Annotated in this window: 18 protein-coding genes; 12 read left to right on the top strand and 6 right to left on the bottom strand. The window is 75.0% G+C overall.

The window, feature by feature from the left end:
* Positions 1-2 precede the first annotated feature (2 nt).
* The gene (locus tag AWQ70_RS09940; RefSeq protein WP_067173226.1) at positions 3-1,304 is read right to left on the bottom strand and encodes a phosphoribosyltransferase; all 1,302 of its coding nucleotides are present in this window, start codon (positions 1,302-1,304) and stop codon (positions 3-5) included.
* Positions 1,294-3,048: a RecQ family ATP-dependent DNA helicase gene (locus tag AWQ70_RS09935; RefSeq protein ID WP_067173223.1), complete on the bottom strand. Its 1,755-nt coding sequence runs from the start codon at positions 3,046-3,048 to the stop codon at positions 1,294-1,296. The genes AWQ70_RS09940 and AWQ70_RS09935 overlap by 11 nt, the downstream gene beginning before the upstream one ends.
* 82 nt (positions 3,049-3,130) lie before the next feature.
* Here AWQ70_RS09935 and AWQ70_RS09930 point away from each other — a divergent pair, with 82 nt between their 5' ends.
* Together AWQ70_RS09930 and AWQ70_RS09925 are read left to right on the top strand one after the other, a co-directional pair.
* The gene (locus AWQ70_RS09930; RefSeq protein ID WP_067173220.1) at positions 3,131-4,510 is read left to right on the top strand and encodes an SWIM zinc finger family protein; all 1,380 of its coding nucleotides are present in this window, start codon (positions 3,131-3,133) and stop codon (positions 4,508-4,510) included.
* On the top strand, positions 4,507-7,098 hold the full coding sequence (locus AWQ70_RS09925; RefSeq protein WP_067173217.1) for a DUF6493 family protein: 2,592 nt from the start codon (positions 4,507-4,509) through the stop codon (positions 7,096-7,098). Before AWQ70_RS09930 ends, AWQ70_RS09925 begins: the two co-directional genes overlap by 4 nt.
* 301 nt (positions 7,099-7,399) lie before the next feature.
* Here AWQ70_RS09925 and AWQ70_RS09920 read toward each other — a convergent pair whose 3' ends face one another.
* A complete protein-coding gene (locus AWQ70_RS09920) occupies positions 7,400-8,242 on the bottom strand; it encodes an SDR family NAD(P)-dependent oxidoreductase (protein WP_245646879.1) in 843 nt (280 codons plus the stop codon).
* Positions 8,243-8,288: 46 nt separating this feature from the next.
* Between AWQ70_RS09920 and AWQ70_RS09915 the strand changes: the two genes are divergently transcribed.
* Positions 8,289-8,915, top strand: coding sequence for an alpha-ketoglutarate-dependent dioxygenase AlkB (locus tag AWQ70_RS09915; protein ID WP_245646878.1), 627 nt, complete (start codon positions 8,289-8,291; stop codon positions 8,913-8,915).
* Positions 8,916-8,918: 3 nt separating this feature from the next.
* Here the strand turns inward: AWQ70_RS09915 and AWQ70_RS09910 are convergent, their stop codons facing one another.
* Positions 8,919-10,445, bottom strand: coding sequence for an alpha/beta hydrolase (locus AWQ70_RS09910; RefSeq protein WP_169808644.1), 1,527 nt, complete (start codon positions 10,443-10,445; stop codon positions 8,919-8,921).
* Between the two features lie 104 nt (positions 10,446-10,549).
* Between AWQ70_RS09910 and AWQ70_RS09905 the strand changes: the two genes are divergently transcribed.
* The 9 genes from AWQ70_RS09905 to AWQ70_RS37475 all read left to right on the top strand — a co-directional run bounded on the left by AWQ70_RS09905 (position 10,550) and on the right by AWQ70_RS37475 (position 18,733).
* On the top strand, positions 10,550-11,104 hold the full coding sequence (locus AWQ70_RS09905) for an RNA polymerase sigma factor (protein ID WP_067173211.1): 555 nt from the start codon (positions 10,550-10,552) through the stop codon (positions 11,102-11,104).
* Positions 11,101-12,015 carry a cupin domain-containing protein gene (locus tag AWQ70_RS09900; protein ID WP_067173209.1) on the top strand — a complete coding sequence of 305 codons (915 nt, stop codon included), beginning with the start codon at positions 11,101-11,103 and terminating at the stop codon, positions 12,013-12,015. The genes AWQ70_RS09905 and AWQ70_RS09900 overlap by 4 nt, the downstream gene beginning before the upstream one ends.
* Before the next feature lie 60 nt (positions 12,016-12,075).
* Complete coding sequence (locus tag AWQ70_RS09895; protein WP_067173206.1) at positions 12,076-12,759, top strand: hypothetical protein; 684 nt, start codon at positions 12,076-12,078, stop codon at positions 12,757-12,759.
* Positions 12,756-13,547 (top strand): ABC transporter permease, encoded by a 792-nt coding sequence (locus AWQ70_RS09890; protein WP_067173203.1) that lies wholly within the window; start codon positions 12,756-12,758, stop codon positions 13,545-13,547. Before AWQ70_RS09895 ends, AWQ70_RS09890 begins: the two co-directional genes overlap by 4 nt.
* 20 nt (positions 13,548-13,567) lie before the next feature.
* Complete coding sequence (locus AWQ70_RS09885) at positions 13,568-14,437, top strand: ATP-binding cassette domain-containing protein (protein WP_067173200.1); 870 nt, start codon at positions 13,568-13,570, stop codon at positions 14,435-14,437.
* 140 nt (positions 14,438-14,577) lie between these two features.
* Positions 14,578-16,431 (top strand): sensor histidine kinase, encoded by a 1,854-nt coding sequence (locus tag AWQ70_RS09880; protein ID WP_067173197.1) that lies wholly within the window; start codon positions 14,578-14,580, stop codon positions 16,429-16,431.
* Positions 16,428-17,072 (top strand): response regulator, encoded by a 645-nt coding sequence (locus AWQ70_RS09875; protein ID WP_067173194.1) that lies wholly within the window; start codon positions 16,428-16,430, stop codon positions 17,070-17,072. Before AWQ70_RS09880 ends, AWQ70_RS09875 begins: the two co-directional genes overlap by 4 nt.
* 81 nt (positions 17,073-17,153) lie before the next feature.
* Positions 17,154-17,756, top strand: coding sequence for a hypothetical protein (locus AWQ70_RS09870; protein ID WP_067173191.1), 603 nt, complete (start codon positions 17,154-17,156; stop codon positions 17,754-17,756).
* Between the two features lie 44 nt (positions 17,757-17,800).
* Positions 17,801-18,733: a DUF8757 domain-containing protein gene (locus AWQ70_RS37475; protein ID WP_174552373.1), complete on the top strand. Its 933-nt coding sequence runs from the start codon at positions 17,801-17,803 to the stop codon at positions 18,731-18,733.
* On the opposite strand, the gene AWQ70_RS09860 is transcribed toward AWQ70_RS37475, so the two are convergent.
* Positions 18,642-19,097 carry a DUF488 domain-containing protein gene (locus AWQ70_RS09860; RefSeq protein ID WP_067173185.1) on the bottom strand — a complete coding sequence of 152 codons (456 nt, stop codon included), beginning with the start codon at positions 19,095-19,097 and terminating at the stop codon, positions 18,642-18,644. The genes AWQ70_RS37475 and AWQ70_RS09860 overlap by 92 nt on opposite strands.
* A gap of 92 nt (positions 19,098-19,189) precedes the next feature.
* A complete protein-coding gene (locus AWQ70_RS09855; RefSeq protein ID WP_067173182.1) occupies positions 19,190-21,784 on the bottom strand; it encodes a DUF7824 domain-containing protein in 2,595 nt (864 codons plus the stop codon).
* Positions 21,785-21,877 lie beyond the last annotated feature (93 nt).

Below are 21,877 nucleotides of genomic sequence, written 5' to 3'. Positions count from 1 at the left end.
GATCAGCCACGCGTGACGTGCCCGGCGAAGTGCTGGGTGAAGTGCTCGGCGAACCAGGCGCCGGCCAGCTCGGCCACCGCCTCCAGGGCGCCCGGCTCCTCGAACAGGTGGGTCGCGCCCGGCACGATCCGTAGCACGTTCTCGCAGCGCAGCCGCTGCTGCGCGGCCTGGTTGAGGCTGAGCACCACGTGGTCGTCGCCCCCGACGATGAGGAGCGTCGCCGCCCGCACGGCCGACAGCCGCTCCCCGGCGAGGTCCGGCCGCCCGCCGCGGGACACGATCGCCGCGACGTCGCCGTCCGGTTCCGCCGCCGCCCACAGGGCGGCGGCGGCGCCCGTGCTCGCCCCGAAGTAGCCCAGAGGAAGGCCCTCGGCCTCCGGGCGGTCCCGCAGCCAGCCGGTCACCGCGACCAGCCGTTCGGCCAGCAGCCGGATGTCGAACACGTTCGCCCGGTCGATCTCCTCGTCGGAGGTGAGCAGGTCGAACAGCAGCGTGCCGAGGCCCTCCCGGTTGAGCGCCGCCGCCACGTAGCGGTTGCGCGGGCTGTGCCGTCCGCTGCCGCTGCCGTGCACGAACACGACGACGCCCCGCGCCCCCTCCGGCACGGTCAGCCGACCCGCCAGCGGGACGCCCCCGGCGTCCACCTCGACCTCGCCGCTGAACCCCGGAGGCTGCACGGCCCGGTGCAGCAGCTCCACCACCTGCTCGTCGCTCGTCTGCGGGAAGTCGGAGTACCAGGCCCCGATCGCGTACAGATCGCGCGGCGACTGGAGGCACACCACCTCGTCGGCGTCGTCCCGCAGCCCGGCGACGGTGTCCGGCGCGCCGACCGGCACCGCCAGCACGACCCGTCGCGCGCCCTGGGCGCGGGCCACCCGGCACGCCGCCCGCGCCGTCCCGCCGGTGGCCACGCCGTCGTCCACCACGACCACCGTGCGCCCGGCCAGCCCGACCCGGGGCCTGCCCCCTCGGAACCGGTCGGCGCGGCGGGTCAGCTCCTCGCGTTCGGCCTGCTCCACCCGCGCCATCTGCTCCTTCGTCACACCGGCCAGCCGTACGATGTCGGGGTTCAGGACGCGCACGTCGCCCTCCCCGACGGCCCCGAAGCCCAGCTCCGGCTGGTACGGCACGCCGAGCTTGCGCACCACGATCACGTCGAGCGGGGCGCCCAGCGCCCTGGCCACCTCGTACGCGACCACGACGCCGCCCCGGGGCAGCCCCACGACGACCGCGTCGGCGCCGCCGAGCCGGTCCCTGAGCCGCTCGCCCAGGCGGATCCCGGCGTCGCGCCGGTCAGCGAACACGACCGCTCACCTCCTCCGCGTGAGGGTCCTCCCGTCCTGAGTCCTTATGTCCTGAGTCCTTATGCCCTGAGTCCTTGCGTCCTGAGTCCTCCCGTCCCGGGTCCCCTGTCCCGGGGCCGCCCTCCCTAACCAGCAGCCCCTGCTCGACCACCGGGCCGAGCGCCAGCTCGCGATATCCGGCCTCGTCGAAGAGCACGGTCAGCCGGTCCTCCTCACGCCGGATGACCTCGCCCGACCCCCACTGCTCGTGCCGTACGCGGGTGTGGACGGGGAACGGCCCCCCGGCCGGGGCGGCCTCCTCCCCCGCGACGCCCGCCCGGCAGTTGGCGCAGTCGCCGCACGGCTCCGCCCGCTCCTCCCCGAAGTAGGCCAGCAGGAAGACCCGGAGGCAGTCCCCGGTCTCCGCGTAGCGGCGCGTCATCTCCAGGCGGGTGCGGTCCACGTCCCGGAAGCGCTCGGCGGCGGCGCGGGCCCGCGCGGCGGCCTCGGCCGGCGGCGGGGCGTCCGGCAGCGCGGTGGCCCGGCGCGTCCCCACCCGCAGCGCCCCGGTCCCCTCCAGCAGGTTGAGCAGCGACGTCAGGTGCCGCGGCGACAACCCGGTCCGCTCGCGCAGCCGGGCACGGGTCACACCGTCCCCGCCCCCCTCTGCCACCGCGGCGGCCACTCGGGCCAGGCTCTCCTCGTCGGACACCCCTCCCGTGAAGAACTTCTGCAGGTGGAGGTCCTCCGGCCGGTAGCAGAGCACGGCCACGGCCGGCTCGCCGTCCCGCCCCGCCCGGCCGATCTCCTGGTAGTACGCGTCGAGCGAGCCCGGCACGTCGGCGTGGATCACGAACCGCACGTCGGGCTTGTCGATGCCCATGCCGAACGCGCTCGTCGCCACCACCGCGTCCAGATCGCCGGTCATGAAGCGGCGCTGCACCTCGTCGCGCTCCCGGCGCGGCATCCCCGCGTGGTAGGCGGCCGCGCGCATCCCCTCCCCGGCCAGCCGTGCGGCGAGGTCGCCGGTGCGGCGGCGGGTCGCCACGTAGACGATGCCCGGCCCGCCCGCCTCCCGTGCCGCCTCCACGGCCTGGTCGTCCTTGCGCCCGGCGTCCATCGTCCGGCGGACCTCCAGCCGGATGTTCGGCCGGTCGAACCCGCGCACCACCTGCACCGGGTCGCGCATGCCGAGCCGCTCGACGATCTCCTCCCGCACCGGCGGGGCGGCCGTCGCGGTGAGCGCGGCCACGACCGGGTGCCCGAGCGCCTCGATCACCGCGCCGAGCCGCAGGTAGTCGGGCCGGAAGTCGTGCCCCCACGCCGAGACGCAGTGCGCCTCGTCCACCACGACCAGCGACGGGCCGGCCTCGCGCAGCTCGTCCAGCACCTCGGGGCGGGCGAGCTGCTCCGGCGCGCAGAACAGGAACTCCGCCTCCCCCTCCTGGAGGGCCTCGAACGACTCCGCCCGCTGCGTCTCGCTCTTGCCCGCGTCCACGCTCACCGCGTCCTCGTCGTGCCGGCGCAACGCGCGCACCTGGTCGCGCTGGAGGGCGATCAACGGCGACACCACCAGCGTCGGGCCGGGCAGGAGCGCGGCCGGCACCTGGTAGATCGCCGATTTGCCGCCGCCGGACGACATGACCGCCAGCGTGTCCCTGCCGTCCGCCAGCGCGACCATGGCGGGAAGCTGCCCGGGGCGCAGATCGGACAGCCCGAGGTGGTCGCGCGCGGCGCGCCGCACGCGCTCGGCCGTGTCGGTCACGACCCGCTCCGCTGCCCGGGCCCGACGAGGCGAAACGCCGCAGCCCCCGGATTTGTCGTACGCGATCTCTAATCTCGCCGCCATGACGAATGCCGTGCAGGCGTATTCCTACGCCGGTCCCTCCACGCTCAGCGAGGGCCACCTGGGGTTTTCGACGTCCGGTGGGCGCACCACGCGGGGGCTGCTCGAGCACCCCCGGTTCTTCAGCGGCCTGATCACCCAGGCGGCCCCGGCGGCGGCCGGGCTGCTCGCCGTCGCCGACGTGGCGCTGACCCGCTATCACCAGCCGCGTCCCGGCTGGACCCGCGACCCGGTGGTGACGTGCGACGGGGACCGGCTCAGGTTCGAGTCGTTCTCCGCGTGCGGGGGCGTCTACGCGCGGCTCGACATGCTCGGCCCCGCCCTCGACGGCGAGGTGGTCGACCGGGGCACGACCAACGTGGACGTCAACCTGCCGCTGCGCGAGGCGCTGGCCCGGGTGGGCGCCCGCGACCCGCTGCACCTCGGCGTCGGCCACGACGAGCTGACCGTCACCACGCTCGACGGCGCCGTGGTGGAGAAGAAGGTGCCGCTGCCCGAGCGCTGGCTGCGCGGCTTCGCCGAGGTGCAGGTCATCGCCTCGGGGTTCGATCTGCGCGCCGAACTGGCCGGCCCGCACGCCGTACGGTTCCTGCGCGGCCTGCCCAAGAAGGCGAACACCACGGTCTGGGCGGTCCCGGCGGGGCGCGAGCTGCGGCTCACCTCCGCGCCCGCGCCCGGCGCCGTCTGCGTGACCGGCCCGCACCGGCTCGCCACGATGTTGCCGCTGCTGCGTTTCGCCCGGTCCCTGCGGGCGTACGGCCCGGCCACGACGGCCGGTTCCACCTGGGGCGGCACCCCGGTGGCGCCGAGCGCCTGGGAGCTGGAGCTGCCCGGCATGCGCTACACCCTGGCGATCTCGCCGGAGACGTGGCGCGGTTTCTCGGGAGAGGGCGCCGTGCTCACCGACCTGGCGACCGACGAGGCGGCCGGGGACGCCGACGTGATCGGCATGCTGCTCAACTTCGAGCCAATCGTCGAGCTCGGGCTGCTCGCCGAGCGGTCCGGCCTCCCGCCCGCCCGTGTCAGGGCCGCCCTCACCCAGCTCGGCGTCGCCGGGCGAGTGGGCTACGACCTGGCCGAGGCCGCCCACTTCCACCGCGAGCTGCCCTACGACCGCGATCACGTGCGCGCGCTCAACCCCCGCCTGATCTCCGCCCGCGCCCTCGTCGAGGCCGGCGCCGTACGGGTGACCGGGGACACCGCCGAGGTGACCTCGAACGGGAGCGTCCGCCAGGTGCGGCTCGGTGAGGACTCCTGCACCTGCGACTGGTGGTACGACCACCGGGGCTCGCGCGGCCCGTGCAAGCACGTCCTCGCCGCCCGGATCGTGGCCGCCCGCAACGTCGCCGACCTGGACGTGGACCTCGGAGCGCCGGCGTGACCCTCTGGGCCGAGATCCACGAGCTGATCACGGCGAGTGCCCCCATGCCGCTCGTCACTCGGCTCGCCGCCCTCGACGACGCCGGGCGCCGGGAGATCGCGCGAGAGCTGCCCGGCGCGATCCCGGTGCTGCGGGCGGGCGCCGAGGCCGGTCGGCGCGACTGGCACGGAGGGACCGGGCGGCAGAGGCGCTGGTCCCACTGGGGCGAGATGTTGCGCATCGCGGGGGCCGCCACGATCGGCGGCCCCGCCGCGGTGGCCGCCTGGCTCAACCGCCGGGACCTGACCACGGGCTGGCCGACCACCGGGTTCGGCCGCTGGGCGACCGCCGACCTCGGGCCGCTCGTCCGGGCGCTCGGCCACCGCCCCGCGTCCTGGCAGGCCGACCTGTGCGCGCGGCTGGTGGGAAAGCTGCGCACCGGGGCCGAGCCGGTCGCGCCGCTCGCTCTGGAACTGCTCCGGCGGACCGGGACGCCGCCGCCGGGGAACGACGCGCTCGTTCTGGCCTGGGTGACCGAGCGGACGGGCGGCGACCGGCTCCGCGCCCTGCGCGCGGACCCGCTGCTCGACCCGCTGCTCCCCCGCCTGTTCGAGGCCGAGGGGGTGGGCCGGGCCCTGCGCGACGACTCGTTCTGGCTCTCGGCGCTTCCCCTGCTCACCGCCGAGGGCCGGGTGCGGCGCGAGACGTTGCTCGACGGCTGCGTCGGCCGGTTCCTGCGCGGCGGGTCCGGCGCCGACCTGCGGTTCTTCGTCCGGCTGCACGAGACGCTGGCGCCGGCCGCCGAGGAGAGCGCGCCGCGGGCCCGCGACCACCTACGGCTGCTCCCCTCCGCGCCCGGGCCGGTCGCCGCGCTGGCCCTCGGGCAGGTTCGGCACCTGCCGCTGGATCCGGACGACGTCGCCGAGGCGCTGGAGGGCCTGCTGTTCCGCGCCGAGACCACCCTCGTCCGGACGGGTCTGTCCTGGCTGGACGAGTCCCTGCGCCGGCACCCGGGCGGCCGCTTCGCCCCCGCGCTGCGCCTGGCCCTCACCCACGAGTCGTCCGCCGTACGGGAGCGCGCGGCGCGGATCGCGCTCAAGCACGCCGCGGCCTTGCCGGAGGAGGAGCGCGAGGGCCTCTCGGAGGTCACCGCCGCGCTGCCCCCAGACCTCGGCGCGCGGTTCGCCGGCGTCTTCGGCGGCGAAGCCGCACCGGCCCGGGAACGGCACGTGTTCGTGCCGCCCCCGCTGCCCCCGGTCACGGCGGCGGAGCCGTTCCCGGAGACCCCGGCCGCGCCGTACGAGCTGATCCCGCTGATCCGCCGCGCCGACGACTGGCGGACGGGCGAGCGCTGGCTGGCCGGCTTCGTCCGGATGGCCCGGGAGGACCGCGCCGCGCTGCGCATGGAGCTGGGATTGCGGCTGGGCGGCGGCATCCCCGACCTCTACCGGACCGAGCACTGGCGCTCGCCCGTGCTGTGGGTGGTCGCCATGGTCCGGGAGCTGATCACACCGGGATCGGAACCGGGCGACGAGGACCGGCTGCCCCACCCGAGTCACGTCTTCCCGCCGCATCTGTTCCTGCTGCGCCGTCTCGCCGAGGTGTACGCCGCGCTGAAGGCGGACGCCCTGCCCCCGGTGCTGCTCGCCACTCCGACGAGCGAGACCGGTCACCTCGATCCCGCCGAGCTGGTCGCCAGGATCGAGATCTGCGAGGCGGCGGGCGTGGAACCGCTCGCCGCCGACCTGCAGCAGGCGCTGCTCCGGCTGCCGCGCGTGATCGATCCGGCGGTCGCCGGCCGTGCCGGGCTGCTGACCTCCGAGGCGGGCCGGGCCGTGGCGCGCTGGGCGGCCGGGGGCGGTCTGCCCGACCCGGTGACCGAGGTGCTCTGGACGGAGTCCGGCGCGAACGTCCGCCCGGTCCCCCAAATCCTGGCCGGGCCGACCGGGTTCCCGCTGATCGACGAGCTGCTCCGAGGGCCGCGCCAGCCGGGGCCGGTCGACCGGGACGCGTACGTGGGCTGGTGGCCAGCGATGTTCCCCTCGCATCGTGAGGTGGCCGCGCTGTTCCTGGCCCCCTTCCTCGGCTCGCCGTCGAGCTCGGCGGTGTATCCGCGTCACCTCGGCCTCATCGCCCGTGCGGAGGGGCCGGTGGGAGACGGGACGGCCCTGCTGCTCGGCCGCTTCCTCCTCGGGAAGGACCCGTCCGAGGGGGCCGCCGCGCTGCTGACGATCGCGGCGCGCGGGGAGCCGTCCGGGGCGGCGCTCGGCAGGCAGGCGGCCCTGCTCCTGGTCCGGACCCCGTGCGATCCGAGCCGCCTGATCTCCGGCCTGCGGCACGCCGCCCTGCGGGGAGCCCACCGCGAGGTGTGGGAGGTGTTGTGCCACGTGTTGCCGATGTTCCTTCCCGCTCCCGGTGAGCGGGCGTTGCCCCCGCAGACCGAGGCGGTCGCCCTGGCCGCCGACGTCGCGGAGTGGTGCGGGGCGCGGGGCGAGATCCCGGCGGTCGCCGAGGCGGCCGCGCGGCACCGCACCAGCCGTCTGGGTAAGGAGTGCCGACGCCTCCACACCGCGCTGACCCGCCCGGAGGTCACGTCCCCGGCGGCCTGACGCGGCGGTCGGCGCCCCGGCCCGCCTCGAGGCGCGCGGTGCCGCCAGGCCGTGGGCGTCCAGGCGGGTCTGCACCAGGTCGATCGTGGTGAGGCCGCTGGCGACGGCCTCCCCGATGATCCGCCCGCCGCCGGGGCCGAGCGGGTTGCGCTTGAGCCACAGCCCGCGTACGACTCCGGGTGAGGCGACGAGACGGTCGGCGACGGCACAGGCGCCCCCGGGGCCGATGCCGTTGCATCCGAGGTAGAGGGTCTCCGCCCCGGACGCGGTGGCCGCGGCGGCGGCCGTGGCGGCGCCCGTGTCACCGAGCCCGTCCGTGCCCATCAGCAGGTGGCGGGCCGGACCGGCGGTCGGCAGCGCCTCGGCGACCAGCCTGGCGCCGATCGGCCCGAGGGCCTGCTTGCACAGGTCGACGCGGCCGTCCGGCATCGCCGTGCCCACCGTGAAGTCCGTACGGCGCCTCCTCCTGACGTACGGCGGGGTGCTCGCCGGGGACCGGGGAGAACCCGGGCGGCGCCCACGCGCCCGCAGGAAGCCCGGCCCTCTCCTCCTGAAGCAGGGCCGCGTACACCGAGGGAGGGCGGCGGAGCGTCTGCGCGGCGTTGTTCACCAGGATGTCCAGCGGTTCACCCGCCCGCAGGAGGTGGTCGGTGAGCGCGACGACCTGGCGGGGGTCGCGCAGGTCGATCCCGACGATCCGCAGGCGGTCCGGCCAGTCGCCGGCCTCGGCGAACCGGCGGGCCGCGTCCCGGGGGAAGCGGGTGGTCACCGTGACGTGGGCGCCGTCGCGGAGCATCTTCAGTGCGACGTGGTGGCCGATCTTGACCCGCCCGCCGGTGAGCAGCGCCCGGCGCCCGGACAGGTCGGCGCGGGCCGTGCGCCGGGCCCTGTTGAGCGCGGCGCAGGAGGGGCAGAGCAGGTGATAGAGGCCGCCCACCTGTACGAATCCCGCCTTGCAGACGTAGCACACGCGGGTCCGGCGGAGCCGTCCTCCGGTCTCGGGGCCGGGACCCACGGGAATGTCGACCACCCGGTCCGGCGCGCCCATCGGGGTCGCCGCCAGCACCGCCGCGTCGGCGGCCGCGGCCTCCTGCCTGCGCGCCCGCCTGCGGCGGCGCTGGCCGTCCCCTACCCGAAAGATCAACACAAGGCCAGGCATGATCGAACAGGCGTTTGATTAGACTGGTGGGGTGATTTTCCAGAGCTCGCTGCTGGACTGCGGCGACGAGATCGGGCCCGGCCCGCTCGGGTCGACGGTGAAGCGGACAGTCCTGGACCACGGGGCGTGGATCGACGTCCGCCCGGGGTGGATCTCCGGCGCCGACACACTGTTCGAGCGGCTGCTGCACGCCGTGCCCTGGCACGCGGAGCGGCGACACATGTACGACCGGGTCGTCGACGTGCCGAGGCTGCTCTGCTTCTACGACGAGGGCCGCCCCCTGCCCGATCCCGCGCTCGACGAGGCGCGCCGGGCCCTGGACGCGCACTACGCCGCCGAGCTGGGCGAGCCGTTCCGCACGGCCGGGCTGTGCCTGTACCGCGACGGCAGGGACAGCGTGGCGTGGCACGGCGACACGCTGGGTCGCGGGAGCACCGAGGACACGATGGTCGCGATCGTCTCGATCGGGACGCCGCGCTCCCTGCTGCTGCGCCCGCGCGGCGGTGGCGGGCCGACGCTGCGCCACGACCTCGGCCACGGCGACCTGATCGTGATGGGCGGAAGCTGCCAGCGCACGTGGGAGCACGCGATCCCGAAGACCGCGCGGGCGGTGGGACCACGGATCAGCGTCCAGTTCCGCCCGCGCGGCGTCCGCTGAGCCTCAGGACCCCGCGCCCGTCACGGCCTGGTCCGCCGGGCAGGTCGTCGAGGCCGGCGGGGTGAGGTCGGTCAGGTAGGTCACGGCCGCCCTCATGGCGCACCTGTTGTGCGCCGGCCACGCCGCGTGCCCGTCGCCGTCCCAGCGCACCAGCGTGCTTCCGGGGAGCCCCCTGTGCACGGACTCGGCCCATCGGCGCGGCGTGGCCACGTCGTGCGCACCGGAAAGGAGCAGTGGCGTGACCGTCGCCGGCACCCGCCACGCGTGCGGGGTCCAGCGGGACGGCCCCGGCCACCCCGCGCACCCCGAAACGATGTCCCACATCTCCGATGCGCCCCGCAGCACGGGCCCCCGCCTCCCGGCGGCGTCGGCCAGCCCGACCAACGCCGTCGCGCGGGCTCGGGGCACGTCCTGGCAGATGATGGCGCGATAGCGCGCGTACTCGCTCCACGCTTGATAGCGCGACAACGAGGTGAGCGCCGTCCCGTCCCCCCTGTCCACCGCGTCCCGGATACCGGCGGCGAGCATGCCGTCGGCGAGGGGCGTGTTCAGCCCGTCGTTGACGGCGAGCCGGAGCTCCTCGGCGGTCACCGCCCGGCCGCCCGCGCGCACCTCGCCCCGCTCCGCCCGCGCGTCCATGCGGCGGAGCTCGGCGGTGACGTCCTTGCCGCGCAGGACGCACGCCTCGGTCGCCGCGCATCTGGCGGCGAAGCGGGCCAGGCCGTCCTGGACGGCGGCCGCTCCGTCGAGGACGAGCCGCGCGGGCGGCAGGGAGCGGTCCACGACGCCGTCGAGGACGAGGGCGCGGACCCGGCTCGGATAACGCTCGGCGTACGCCTGGGCGAGCATCGTGCCGTACGAGACGCCGAGGAAGCTGATCGTGGGCTCGCCGAGCGCCGCGCGAACCGCGTCGAGATCCCTGGCGACGATGTCCGTGTCGAGGTGGGCGGCGAGCGGGCCGGTCCCCTTGAGGCAAGACGCGGCGAACGCCGAGTTCGCCTCGGACAGGCGGCGGGCCTCGGCCGGGGTACGGGGGAAGCGCGACACCTCGGGATCCACCGGGTCGGCGCACACGACCGGCGTGCTGCCCGGCACACCGCGCGGGTCCACACCGACGACGTCGAACCGGTCGAGCAGTTCCGAGGGGAACCAGAACTCCGCCCAGTCCTCGCGTGCCGCGATGTCGGCCGCGCCCGCTCCTGGCCCGCCGGGGTTGAACATCAGCACCCCGACGCGGCGGGCCCGGTCGCGGGCCGGCCGTACCGCGATCCGTACCTGGGCGGAGCCGGACGCGGACGGGTGATCCCAGTTGACCGGGACGGCGACGGAGCCGCACCGGGCGCCCTCGTCCGGCGGGTCGCAGGGAACCCAGGAGACGGCCCGGGCGCCCGGCGGTGACGGGGCTGCCGGTGCCGGGGCTGCCGGTGACGGGTCGGCCGCAGCGGGGAGCGCGGGCAGGCAGAGCAGCGCGGCGAGAGCGGCGAGCGAGATCCGGCGGCCCCGGACGCGGAGTGCGGAGGCAATCGTCATGCCCATGGGTGCCGGGCCCGCCGGGCGGGTTCAGTGTGACATGGATCACATACAAAGCATCGGTTTTGCGGTGAACCCCGGCGTCCGGAACAGTACCCACGACGATGGACACCACGGATCTGGAGCTGTTGCGGCTGGTCACGAGGGGTGACGAGCACGCCTTCGAGCAGTTGTACGCCCGGCACGCGCGGGCGCTCCTGGCGTACGCCGAAGGGCTCCTCGGCGAGCGCGGGCCGGCCGAGGAGGCGCTCCAGGAGACGTTCATCGCCGTGTGGCGCGGCGCGGGCGCGTTCGAGGAGCGGTCGCTGGTGCGCACCTGGCTGTTCGGCATCTGCCGCCGCCAGGCGTTCAAGCGGATGCGCGGCCACCTGTCCGCGGCGCGGTCCCTCGACGACGCGCTCGACCTGCCGTCGCCGGAGCCGGGGCCGCAGGCGGTGGCGCTCGCGCGTGCGGACGCCGCCGCGGTCGCCGGCGCGCTGCGGACGCTGGCCCCGCTCCACCGCGAGGTCCTCGACCTCGCGTTCGCCACCGAGATGTCCCACGCGGAGATCGCCGAGGTGCTGGGCGTCCCGGTCGGCACGGTGAAGAGCCGCCTGTTCAACGCCCGGGCCGCGCTGGCCCGCGCCCTGCCCGTCGAGGTCGAGGAGGCCGGCCGATGAACCATCCCACCGAGCTGCTGCCCGACTACGCCGCCGGAGTCCTCCCGGACCCGGCCGCCGTGGAGGCCCACGTACGGGTATGCGCCGAATGCGCGACCGAGGTCGAGTCGTGGGGGAAGGTCCGCTCGGCCGTCGCGGAGCGGACCGCCGCGGTGGCCGCGCCCGCGCCGTCGATCCTCGCCGCGATCCGGGAGCGGATCGGAGCGGCCGGGGCGCGGGCGCAGGCCCGTCCGCACCCCGTCCCCCGGTACGCGGGCGAGGTGGGGCGGCGGCCATGGCGGCGGGCCCTCGGCCTGTTCACCCGCCAGCGGACCCTGATCAGGTGGCCGGTCTGGGTGGTTTCCCTGGCCGCCATCGTGGTCGGCGGCGTGATCGCCGCCCAGGTCTCGTCGGCGGGGCTGGCGCCGCGGGTGCTCGCCGTCGTGATCCCGCTCGCCGCGGCGCTCGCGGTGGCGGGGGCGTGCGGATCGGATCGGGAGCCGGTCGGCGAGCTGGTCGCGGCGACTCCCACATCGCCCAGGGTGGTGCTGCTCGCCCGGCTCACGCTGGTGCTCGGCGTGATCGGCGCGGGGGGTGCGCTCGTCACGCTCGCGCTCGCCCCGCTGGAGCCGGTCGCGGGCCTTCTCGGCCTCGCGGCGGCGTGGTTCGGCCCGCTGGTGCCGCTGTCCGCGCTCAGCTTCACGTTGTCGGTGCTGTGGCGGCCGTCCGTCGGCGTGGGGGCGGCCATGGCGCTGTGGCTGCTCCGGCTCCTCTCCATGACGGGCGAGATCGACCGGGTGGTGGCCGCCACGGTCGAGCGGTTGTGGACGCCCGGCGCCGGCGTCCTCACCGGCGCGGCCGTACTCGTCGTGGTGACGGTGCTGCTGTCGCCGCGCCTCCCGCACGGGCGGGCGCACCGGGCCGGTTTCTGAACCGGAACAAGATTCCGGTGAACCGGCCCGGCCCGGCCGGTACCCACTCGTGTGAAATCAATGTCCTTGTGGCGGTACGAGGCACGGCGCGCGGGATGGCCGGCCTGCCTGGCCGCTCCGGCGTCGCTGCTGGCGGCCCTCGCCCTCGCGGCGGCGAGCGCCGGCTTCGGCGCATCCCCGCCGTCCGTCCACGGAGTGCTCCTCTCGGGCGTCGAGGCGCTCGTCCCCCTGGCCGCCGCGATGGCGGCGGTCACGGTGGTCAGCGTGGACCGCTGCCGCGAGTTGCAGCTCGCGCTCCCGGCCGGCTATTCGGTTACGCTCGGCCGCCGGCTCGGCGTCGTCGCGGGGATCGGCGCCGCGTTGTCGGTGCTCTTCTCGGCCGCGCTGCGGCTCACCGGCTCGTGGACCGGGCCGGAGTCGGCCCTCGCGTCCGCCCTGGTCTGGGCGTCGCCGCTGCTGGGGCTCACCGGCCTGGCCCTGCTCGTGGCCGTCCTGGGTCGCAGCGTCGTGCTCGCGACCACGACGGTCGCCGTGGTGTGGCTGTGCCAGCAGCTCTTCGCCTCGGCGCTGGCGGCCGGCGTGTGGTCGCGTCCGTTCTTCCTGTTCATGACCAGCCGGGTGGGGGTCGCCGACGGCTGGGGGACGAACCGCGCGGTGCTCGCCGCCTGTGGCGTCCTGTTCATCACGACCGCGCTCCTGCTGCTGCGCCGGCCGGAGCGTCTCCTGACGGAGGAAGAGGTATGAGGTCGCGTTTCGCCGCCGTGTGCCGGTACGAGTTCCGCATGCAGGTCCGCAAGCGTTCCCTGTGGGTGAGCACGGTCGGCCTGGCCGTGCTGATCGCCGTCGCGCAGGGCGACCGGGGGCCGCGCCACCTGCCGGCCGGCACGAGCGCCGCCGAGGTCATGGGCTCGTGGGCGCTGCTGTTCTCCATGCTGCTGCCGATCGGGTTCGGCATGGTGCTGGCCGACCGGCTGGTGCGCGACCACCGGATCGGCGCCGCGTCGCTGCTCGCGAGCCTGCCGACGCGGCCGGGCGCGCTGGTGGCCGGGAAGTACGCCGGGTCCGTCGCCGCGACCGCGGTCCCCGGCCTGCTGGTGCTCCTCGTCACCGCCGCGGGCGAGTTCGCCCACCGCGGTGATCTCACGCTGTTCGGCTGGGCGGTCGCGGCGTTCGCCGTCGTTCTGCTGCCGGGCCTGGCGTTCGTGGCCGCGTTCGCGCTCGTCTGCCCGCTGGTGGTCTCGGCGCCGCTGTTCCGGGTGCTGTTCGCGGGCTACTGGTTCTGGGGGAACATGCTCGGCCCGGCCTACCTGCCCTCGCTGACGGGGACCCTGCTGACGCCGATCGGCGACTACCCGGCGAGCTGGCTCATGGGCGAGAAGGCCCTCTACGCGGGCGACTCCGGCTGGCTCTCCTTCCTGCGTCCCGAGCCGGGCGGCGGCGCGGCGCTCCTCAGCGTCGTCCTGCTGGCCGTGCTCGCGTCCCTGCCCCTCGCGTTCGCGGGCCCCCTGATCGCCCGCCGTACCTCGTCCTGAAACGGAGACCAAGGAAGACCATGGACATCATGATCAGCGGGCTGCGCAGGCGGTTCGGACGCGTCGAGGCGCTGCGCGGCGTCGATCTCGAGGTCCCCGGGGGGATGTTCGGCCTGCTCGGCACGAACGGCGCGGGCAAGACCACCTTGATGCGCATCCTGGCCGGGGTGCTGTCCCCGACCGGCGGGCGGGTGCTGGTGGGCGGCCACGACCTCACCACCCGGGCGGGACGGCTGGCCGTACAGCGGCGGCTGGGCTACCTGCCGCAGGACCTCGGCCTCTATCCCGACCTCACGACCCAGGAGTTCCTGGACTACATCGGGCTGCTCAAGGGCCTGGACGACGACACGGCCCGGCGGCGCCAGATCGGCGAGCTGCTCGACATGGTGGGGCTGGCCGACGTCGCCGGGCGCAGGCTCAAGGGCTTCTCCGGCGGTATGCGGCGGCGCGTCGGCATCGCCCAGGCGCTGCTCGGCGACCCCGCGCTGGTCGTCGTGGACGAGCCGACGGCCGGGCTCGACCCCGAGGAGCGCATCCGCTTCCGCACGCTCCTCGCCGGCATCGCCGGGCACCGGACCGTGCTGCTGAGCACCCACATCGTGGAGGACGTGGCGCAGACCTGCCAGGAGGCGGCCGTCATGGCGGCGGGCCGGGTGGTCTTCACCGGCCCGGTGACCGGCATCATCGACCGCGCCCAGGGCGCGACGTGGGAGGTCGTCACCCAGGGGCCGCCCCCGGCCACCGGCGTGGTCGTGTCGGCGGTCGGCCGGCCGGGCGGCACGCACTATCGCGTGGTCAGCCCGACCAGGCCGGATCCGGCGGCGGTCCCGGTCCAGCCGTCACTGGAGGAGGGCTACGTCGCGCTCATGCGCGAGGCCGTCCCGAGCTGACCCCCGGCCGTCCCCGAGCCGAACCGATGCCCGGCCGTCCCCGAGCCGATCCCCGGCGGGCCGGGCAGTTCCTCCCGTGACGGCGGGACACGCGATGTGCGTCAATGGGGCGATCCGTCCCCCTCTTCTCAGGAGCATCCGTGCGCGTCGGTCTCGCCTGGGGCGTCTTCGGCCTGGCCTGCGTCCTCGCCGTCGCCGGAGGCCCGCTCACCGCGAGGACCGCCCAGGACGTGGCCATCGCGCTGAGCTTCACCCCGCTCGGCGCGTACCTGGTCGCCCGGCGGGCGGGCGGCGCGGTCGGCCCGCTGTGCCTGATGGCGGCGCTCGGCGCGGTCGCGCACGCCGCCGAGCGGTACGGCGGGCACGCCGACGTGCTCCGCTGGCTCGCCCGGTGGGTGTGGGCGCCGCCGCTGCTGTCCATCGGGAGCGTGCTGCTGCTCCTCGTCCCGGAGGGGCGCCTGCCGAGCCCGCGCTGGCGGCCGGTCGCCGCGGTCGCCGTCGCGGGCATCACCGTATTCACCGTCCTGCTCGCGTTCGTCCCCGGCCCCGTGGGCAACCCGTACGCCGTGAAGGCGCTGCGGCCGCTCGAGTTGGGCCTGCCGATCGCGCTCGGCGTGCTCGCCCTGATCTCGATCTCGTGCATGGCCGGGCTGGTCGTGCGGACGGTGCGCGCGACCGGGCAGCCGCGGCTGCAACTCCTGTGGATCTGCTCGGGCGGCGTCGCGTTCGCCGTCGGCTCCTTCTCCGATTCGGTGCTCCCGGGAGCGGTGGCCGTCCCGCTGACCGCGGCCGGGACGTTCGCGCTGCCGGCGGGCATCGCGCTGGCCATGCTCAGGCACGACCTCTACGAGACCGGGCCGCTGCTGCGCGCCTTCCTGACCTACGGACTGCTCGCGCTGGTGCTGGCCGGCGTGTTCGCGCTGCTCGCGCCCATCCCGGGGGACGCGAACGCCGTGGCGGCGGCCGGTGTGGCGCTCGCGGCGGAGCCGACGCGGCGCTTCCTCGGCCGGACCACCGGCCGGATCCTGTACGGCGGACGCGCCGACCCGCGGGAGGCGGCCGCGCGGCTGGCCGAACGGCTGGCCGCCACCTCGGTCCCGGACGAGATCGTCGCCGCGCTCGCGGAAGCGGTCACCGACGTGACCCGCACGCCGTACCTGCGGGTGCGTCTCGGCCCGGAGGACGACCCGCTGAAGGTCATCGAGCGCGGTGAGCCGCGCCCGGTCGCCCTCACGGTCCCGCTCTCCTTCCAGGGGGAGGCGCTCGGGTCGCTCGACGTCGCCCAGGGCAGCCCGTGGATGTTGCGCCGGCTGGCGCTCCAGGCGGGCGCGGCGCTGGCCGCCGCCCACCGGCAGATGGCCCTCCAGCACTCCCGGCTGCTGCTGGTCACCGCCCGTGAGGAGGAGCGGCGCCGGATCAGCCGGGACCTGCACGACGGGCTCGGGCCGGTGCTCGCCGGCATCGGCTTCTCCGTCGACGCCGCCGGGAACGCCCTGCGCGACGACCCCGACCGCGCGCGGTCGCTGCTCGCGCACATCAGGGGCCAGGTGGGCGAGGCGGGGACGAGCGTGCGCCGCCTGGTGCGCGGGCTGCGCCCTCCGGAGCTGGCCCAGCTCGGGCTCGGCCCCGCGATCGAGTACTCGTCCGCGTCGCTGCACGCCTCGGGCGTGGCCGTCGAGGTCGGCGTCTGCGACACCTCCGGGCTGGGCGCGGCGGTCGAGACCGCCGCCTACCTGGTGACCAGGGAGGCGCTCACCAACGCGATCAGGCACTCCGCCGCCCGCCGCTGCTCGGTGCGGCTGAGCCGTAGCGCGACCGCGCTCACCGTCACCGTGGCCGACGACGGCACCGGCCTGCCCGAACCGGTCACCCCTGGCGTCGGCCTGTCGTCCATGCGCGAACGCGTGGCCGAGCTGGGCGGTACGCTCACGTTCACCTCCGGCGATCCCGGCACCACCGTGATCGCCTCGATCCCCCTCGGCGAGGAACGATGACGATCCGCGTCATGGTCGTGGACGACCACCCACTTTTCCGGGACGGGCTGCGGGCGATGTTGTCCACCGTTCCCGGCCTCGTCGTGGCGGCGGTCGCCGAGGACGGCGCGAAGGCGCTGGCGGCGGCCCGCGAGCACTCGCCCGACGTGGTGCTCATGGACATCGTGATGCCGGTCATGGACGGCATCGAGGCCACCCGGCGGCTCACCGCGCAGCCCGGCTCGCCAGTGGTGATCATGCTGACCATGTCGGACGACGACCTGTCGATGCTCGCCGCCATCCGCGCCGGGGCCAGGGGCTACCTGCTGAAGACCGCCACCCAGGACGACGTCGTCAGCGCGGTCAGGGGCGCGGTCCTCGGGCAGGCCGTCTTCGGGCCCGGAGCCGCGGAAGCGGTCATCGCGCTGCTGCACGCGCCGCCGCGCACCTCCTCCCGCCCGTTTCCGCACCTCACCGAGCGCGAGTACGAGATCCTCGACCTGGTCGCGCGCGGGCTCGGCAACCAGGCCGTCGCCGCCCGGCTCCAGTTGAGCCCCAAGACCATCGCCAACGCGGTCTCCGCGATCCTCGTCAAGCTCGCCGTACGGGACAGGGCCGGCGCCATCGCGGCCGCCCGCGAGGCCGGCCTCGGCGCGTCCTGATCCTCCCTCCCGGGATCGGCTCCCGGGGTCCGGGACGACCGGCACTGCCGTACGGGACGGGACCGGGCCGACCCTCGGGGCATGAAGAGAACACCCGAACCGGCCGCGTTCCCGTTCGCCGCCGCGGCCGCCGCCGTCATGTTGTGGACGATCGAGACGGTGGCCGAACGGCAGCACATCCCGTTCACCACGTTCGCCGACTATCTGATCGAGGCGGCGTTCGCCCTCACGCTGGCCACCGGCGTGCTCGCCGTGGTCGCGCTGCGCGCGGCGCACGCGCCCGCCCCGGGCTGGGGCCGCCTGGGCGAGGCCGGAGCCCTGCTGTACGGCCTGGGCCAGGCGACCGTCCTGGTCCCGGCGACGGTCACGCTCGTCACCGCCGACGAGCTTCCCCTGCCGCAGGCGCTGTTCCTCCCGGGCTTCGCGCTCTGGGCGGCGGGGACGGCGCTGGTCTCGGTCGGCGCCTACCGCGCCGCGGTGCTGCCCCGCCCCCTGGCGGTCCTGCTGCCCGCGTCGTTCGTGCTGATGTTCGTCCTCGGCGATGCGGGCGAACTGGCGACCGCGGCCACCTGGGCGGTGGTCGGCGTACGGCTCCGCGCGGCGCGGCGGCGCGACCGGGCGGCCGCAGATCATCCGGCCCGCCCCGAAGCCCTTTCCGAAACCCCCTCGTCAAAGGACGAGTAAAGCTAGCCTTGGAGCTCCACGATGCGGTCGGCACGGAGGACCCCATGGGAGAGCAGCCGTCCCTGTTCGGACCCGATCTGGGAACGTTCCATCAAAAACCACCAGAAATCGGGTTTCAGCGCCTCCGAGTATTGATCACTGTCAAGGCCGCGCCGAATCCTTCGGCGACATACGGGGAGACCGTGTGCATAGCGGCCATACGGCTAGATATCGGACACGCGGGGTGGATACGGCTCTATCCCATCAATTTCCGAGAGCTGGACAGCGACCGCCAATTCCGGAAATACGACGTGGTGACGCTGGAGGCCAAGCCTGCTGCGAACGATCCACGAGCGGAGAGTTGGCGGCCGCGGGCGGACAGTTTCGTCGTGGAACGGCATCTCGACGGCTGGCCGAAAAGAATGGCGTACCTCGACGACTACATCGAGACGTCGATGTGCGACCTCGTCTCGGCCGTCCGGCAGCGGCCCGCCGCCCGATCACTCGCCGCCATCAGGCCGAGAAAGATCCTCTCGCTGGAGATCGAGCGCCATCCCGGCTGGACGGCCGCCGAGCAGAGGAAGATCGACCAGTACGTGCGACAACTCGGCCTCTTCGAGTCGGCACCCCGTACGGCGCTCCAAGCGCCCAGGTTCAAGGCGTGGTACCGCTATCGGTGCCACGCCCCTCACTGCAACACGCATCGGCAGGGCATCTACGACTGGGAGTTGGCGGCTCTGCAACGAAGCGTCGACAGACGTGACGACGCAGGCGTCGAACAGGCCGTCCGCGAGAAGTACTGGGATCTGATGTGCGCGTCCGATCGCGACACCATCTTCTACGTCGGAAACCAGCAGGCCCATCCGCAGAGTTTCATCGTGCTCGGCGTCGTCTATCCCCGGCGTCTCATGCCCCGACGGCCAGGCGGAACCGCTCTCGAACCGCTTCCAGCACCAGGTCACGGTGACAACGCCGTTCGTCCGCCTCGAAACACATGACCGCCACCGTCTGCCGCCGGGCCGCCTCGGCGATCCGCTCGATGCACTCGCGCGCACCGTCCTCCGCCATCTGCCCGGCGTAGATCCGCCGCGCGGCTCGCAACTCCGGGGCGGCGCCCCCGAACCCCGCCCTGTTCCACTTGGGATTACCGAGCGCCCGCATGTGCTCGTACGCGATGCCGGCGTCGGCGAGAGCGCCGGACAGCGCGGTCTTGCTGAAGCCACGCTTGCGCGAGATGGGATTCAACCGGACGTCCACCAGCAGCGTCACGCTCTCGCGGTGAAGTTCCCGGATGAACCCGTCGAGGTCGGTCCCTTCGTAGCCGACACCGGTCAATCGCACCAGCGGCTGGATCGTAAGCATGGTTCGCACTCTCTCACGCCTGCTTCCGCCCGTCACAAGGATCCGGCGAGCGTCGTGCCGTCCTTCCACATGCCCTCGGCATGGCGGTCGTCTCATGAGGTGAGGCGGCGGTGGAGGCGGCGGGCTTCGAGGACGAACCTGCTCGTCCCCTCCCGCTCCGCGACGGCGGCGAGCCCGGGGACGGCCGTGCGGGCGCCGGCCGGCTCGGCGGCCCTGGCGCCGACGGCGAGCAGGTCCGCGAGGTTCGCCCGCGGCTTCTCCCCCGCCTCGGGCAGCAGTCCGGGCAGTGCCGCGGCGACGATCTCCCACACCTCCGCGTGGGCTCCCGCCCGGGCCGCGTCGTCCAGCACCGAGGTGACCCGGTTGAGTTTGACGAACCCGGCGCGGACCAGCTCGTCGACCGCCCGGCCGATCTCGGCGGCGGGCACGTCGCCGCGGGCGGCCAGCGCGATCAGGGCGTCGGTCGCCGCCGCACGCTGCACCGGGCGGGTGTGCCCCATCCCGACGACCAGCGCGTACGCGGTGCCCGCGCCGGTGGGGCCGTCCCCGTGGGCGAGCGGGGAGAGCGCCTCGACCTGGCCGTCGGTGCTCTCCATGTACGCCTGGAACACCTCGATCATGTGGGCCGCGGCAACCTCGCGATGCGAGGGCAGGACGGCGGGCCACCAGCCCACCGCCTCCGAGAGAGGCGCCCGCCGCCCGGCCGGATCCCGGGTGAACAGCTCGCCGACCGGCGGCGGCAGGTCCGCTCCCGGCGGGACGATCCGGGCGCGCACCTCGCCGTACCACAACTCGCCGGAACGTTCCCGGTGCCGCTTGATCTCGCACGACACCACGGGATCGGGCAGGCCGCCCCGTTCGATCCAGACGGCCGGCTCGCGGCCGGACGGCGACGACAACCGCCTTGCCCGTACGGCTGCCGCCGGGTCGGCGGCGCGGGGCAGTCGCAGCAGTGCCTGCGCGAAGTCGGCGGGCAGCGGCTCGGCCCCCGCCGCCTCCAGCGACTCCAACCGGGCGACCAGGGTCCGCGGCGCGACGTGCCCGGTGCCCGACGTGGGCGTCGCCAGCAGGACGGGACGGGTGCCCCCGGCCTCGAACATCTCGGCGACCTCGCGCGCCCGGCGCATCAGGAAACCGTCGATCGGGTGCGGCGAATCACCGTACCGGCGGGCCCGGCCGGCGCGGCCGCGGCACTCCTCCGGCGCGGCGGCGGCCAGGGCCGCCCGGCAGAGCAGCGTGTACGCGCTCTCCCTGTAATACATGCCGGGGGAGCCGAAGGCGCGGACGGCGAGCCGTTCCCGCGAAGGGTCGAGCGCCTCCCTGACCGCGACGGGGTCGCGGTGCGTCCACTCGACGAGCCCGGCCAGGAGGCGTTCGAACCGCGCGGCGTCCACGGACCACGACAGATCGCCGATCTCGCGGACCAGCTCGGCGGGCGACGCGATCGGTGCGGGCGGGGCCGGAGGCGTGACCGCGACGAGGGCCGGCGGAGGCGGCGCGGCCTCCTTCACCGCCACCTCGCCGTACTCGGCCGCGATCTTCTCGCGCAGCTCGACCGGGAGGTCGGCGGCGGCCTCGCGGACGGCGGCCCGCTCCCGCTCCCCCGCGTACGACGCCAGGGTGAGAGCGGCGCGCACCGCCCGCTCCTGGAGAGGGAGCGCGTCCTGGCCGAAGACCGCGCACAGCGCGGCGAGCCCGGCGGCGGCCCGGTCCGGGACCCGGCGCACGGCGTCGACGATCCAGCCGGCGAGCGGAAGGACGATCTTGCGTTCGGCGCGGAACGCCAGCGCCTCCGCCGCCTCGGCGAACATGTCGACCTCCAGGCGTCCCTCGGCATCGAGCAGGCGCAACCGTGCCAGCGCCGTCTCGGCCACCACCGGCGGCGCGGCGGGGAGCAGCCGGACATAGTCGGTCGCACGCTCCGCCACCTCGTCGGGGGTGGGGGCGAGCCGGTCGTGCAGCTCGGCCAGCGCCGGGAGGGCCGAGGAACCGTCGGCGAGCAGCCGCCCGATCACGCGGTCGAGGATCTCGGCCCGGTCGAGCAGGCCCTCGTCGACCATCCGGCCGATGACGTCGATCTGCGCGCCGAAGAGGGCGGTGCCCAGGCCGTCGGCTTCGAAGACGCGCGGCAGGAGCAGACCGAACAATGGATCACCGGTGACACGCTCCAGGTCGTCCCTCCCCGCGCCGTGGCCGGTCGCGCCGAGGGAGCGCAGCCAGCCGATCACGAGGGCGTCGTTCGCGGGCGGCTCGATCCCGGTCTCACGGACCAGGCTCGCCGCGATCCGCCAGTGCGGGATCTCCGCGCCCACCTGCGGCGCCCGCAGCCGCTCCACCATCCGGCGGGCCAGCTCGGCACGCCACGGCTCGGGCCGCCGGCGCAGCACGCCGAGGATGCGCCCGGCGTCGGCGACATGGTCGTCCCGCCAGGAGAAGTCCCGCCGGTACAGCCAGTTCGCCACGGCGGTCGGACCCGGCAGGCAGACGGCTCCGGCCACCCGCAGGGCCGGGATCTGCTTGTGCCACTCCCACCAGCCGTCCCGGGTGCGCTTCAGCTCCGCCAGGTGGCGCGGCAGCTCGGCCGCCACGGCCCTCCTGCCTGCGGCGTCGAGCCCGGTCACGAGCCGGAGGGTGCCGGCGGCGTCCCCGGCGACGATCCGCGCCGCGACGTCCTGCCAGGGGGTCACCGGAGCACCTCCGGCCGCCGCCGTCCGGACCCGCCGCCCGTGACGGGTGGGACCACATGGTCCGACATCAGGTCGGACCCGAAAGAACGGACG

The sequence above is a fragment of the Microtetraspora niveoalba genome (assembly GCF_001570405.1).
Classification (GTDB): Bacteria; Actinomycetota; Actinomycetes; order Streptosporangiales; family Streptosporangiaceae; genus Microtetraspora; species Microtetraspora niveoalba.
This window is presented reverse-complemented; position numbering and strand designations above follow the sequence as displayed.

Bases quoted from the DNA above. Each gene is read 5' to 3' on its own strand.
- AWQ70_RS37475 (WP_174552373.1), top strand. From the start codon at position 17,801: ATGGGAGAGCAGCCGTCCCTGTTCGGACCCGATCTGGGAACGTTCCAT.
- AWQ70_RS09890 (WP_067173203.1), top strand. From the start codon at position 12,756: ATGAGGTCGCGTTTCGCCGCCGTGTGCCGGTACGAGTTCCGCATGCAG.
- AWQ70_RS09875 (WP_067173194.1), top strand. From the start codon at position 16,428: ATGACGATCCGCGTCATGGTCGTGGACGACCACCCACTTTTCCGGGAC.
- AWQ70_RS09870 (WP_067173191.1), top strand. From the start codon at position 17,154: ATGAAGAGAACACCCGAACCGGCCGCGTTCCCGTTCGCCGCCGCGGCC.
- AWQ70_RS09885 (WP_067173200.1), top strand. From the start codon at position 13,568: ATGGACATCATGATCAGCGGGCTGCGCAGGCGGTTCGGACGCGTCGAG.
- AWQ70_RS09895 (WP_067173206.1), top strand. From the start codon at position 12,076: ATGTCCTTGTGGCGGTACGAGGCACGGCGCGCGGGATGGCCGGCCTGC.
- AWQ70_RS09860 (WP_067173185.1), bottom strand. From the start codon at position 19,097: ATGCTTACGATCCAGCCGCTGGTGCGATTGACCGGTGTCGGCTACGAA.
- AWQ70_RS09900 (WP_067173209.1), top strand. From the start codon at position 11,101: ATGAACCATCCCACCGAGCTGCTGCCCGACTACGCCGCCGGAGTCCTC.
- AWQ70_RS09905 (WP_067173211.1), top strand. From the start codon at position 10,550: ATGGACACCACGGATCTGGAGCTGTTGCGGCTGGTCACGAGGGGTGAC.
- AWQ70_RS09910 (WP_169808644.1), bottom strand. From the start codon at position 10,445: ATGACGATTGCCTCCGCACTCCGCGTCCGGGGCCGCCGGATCTCGCTC.
- AWQ70_RS09930 (WP_067173220.1), top strand. From the start codon at position 3,131: ATGACGAATGCCGTGCAGGCGTATTCCTACGCCGGTCCCTCCACGCTC.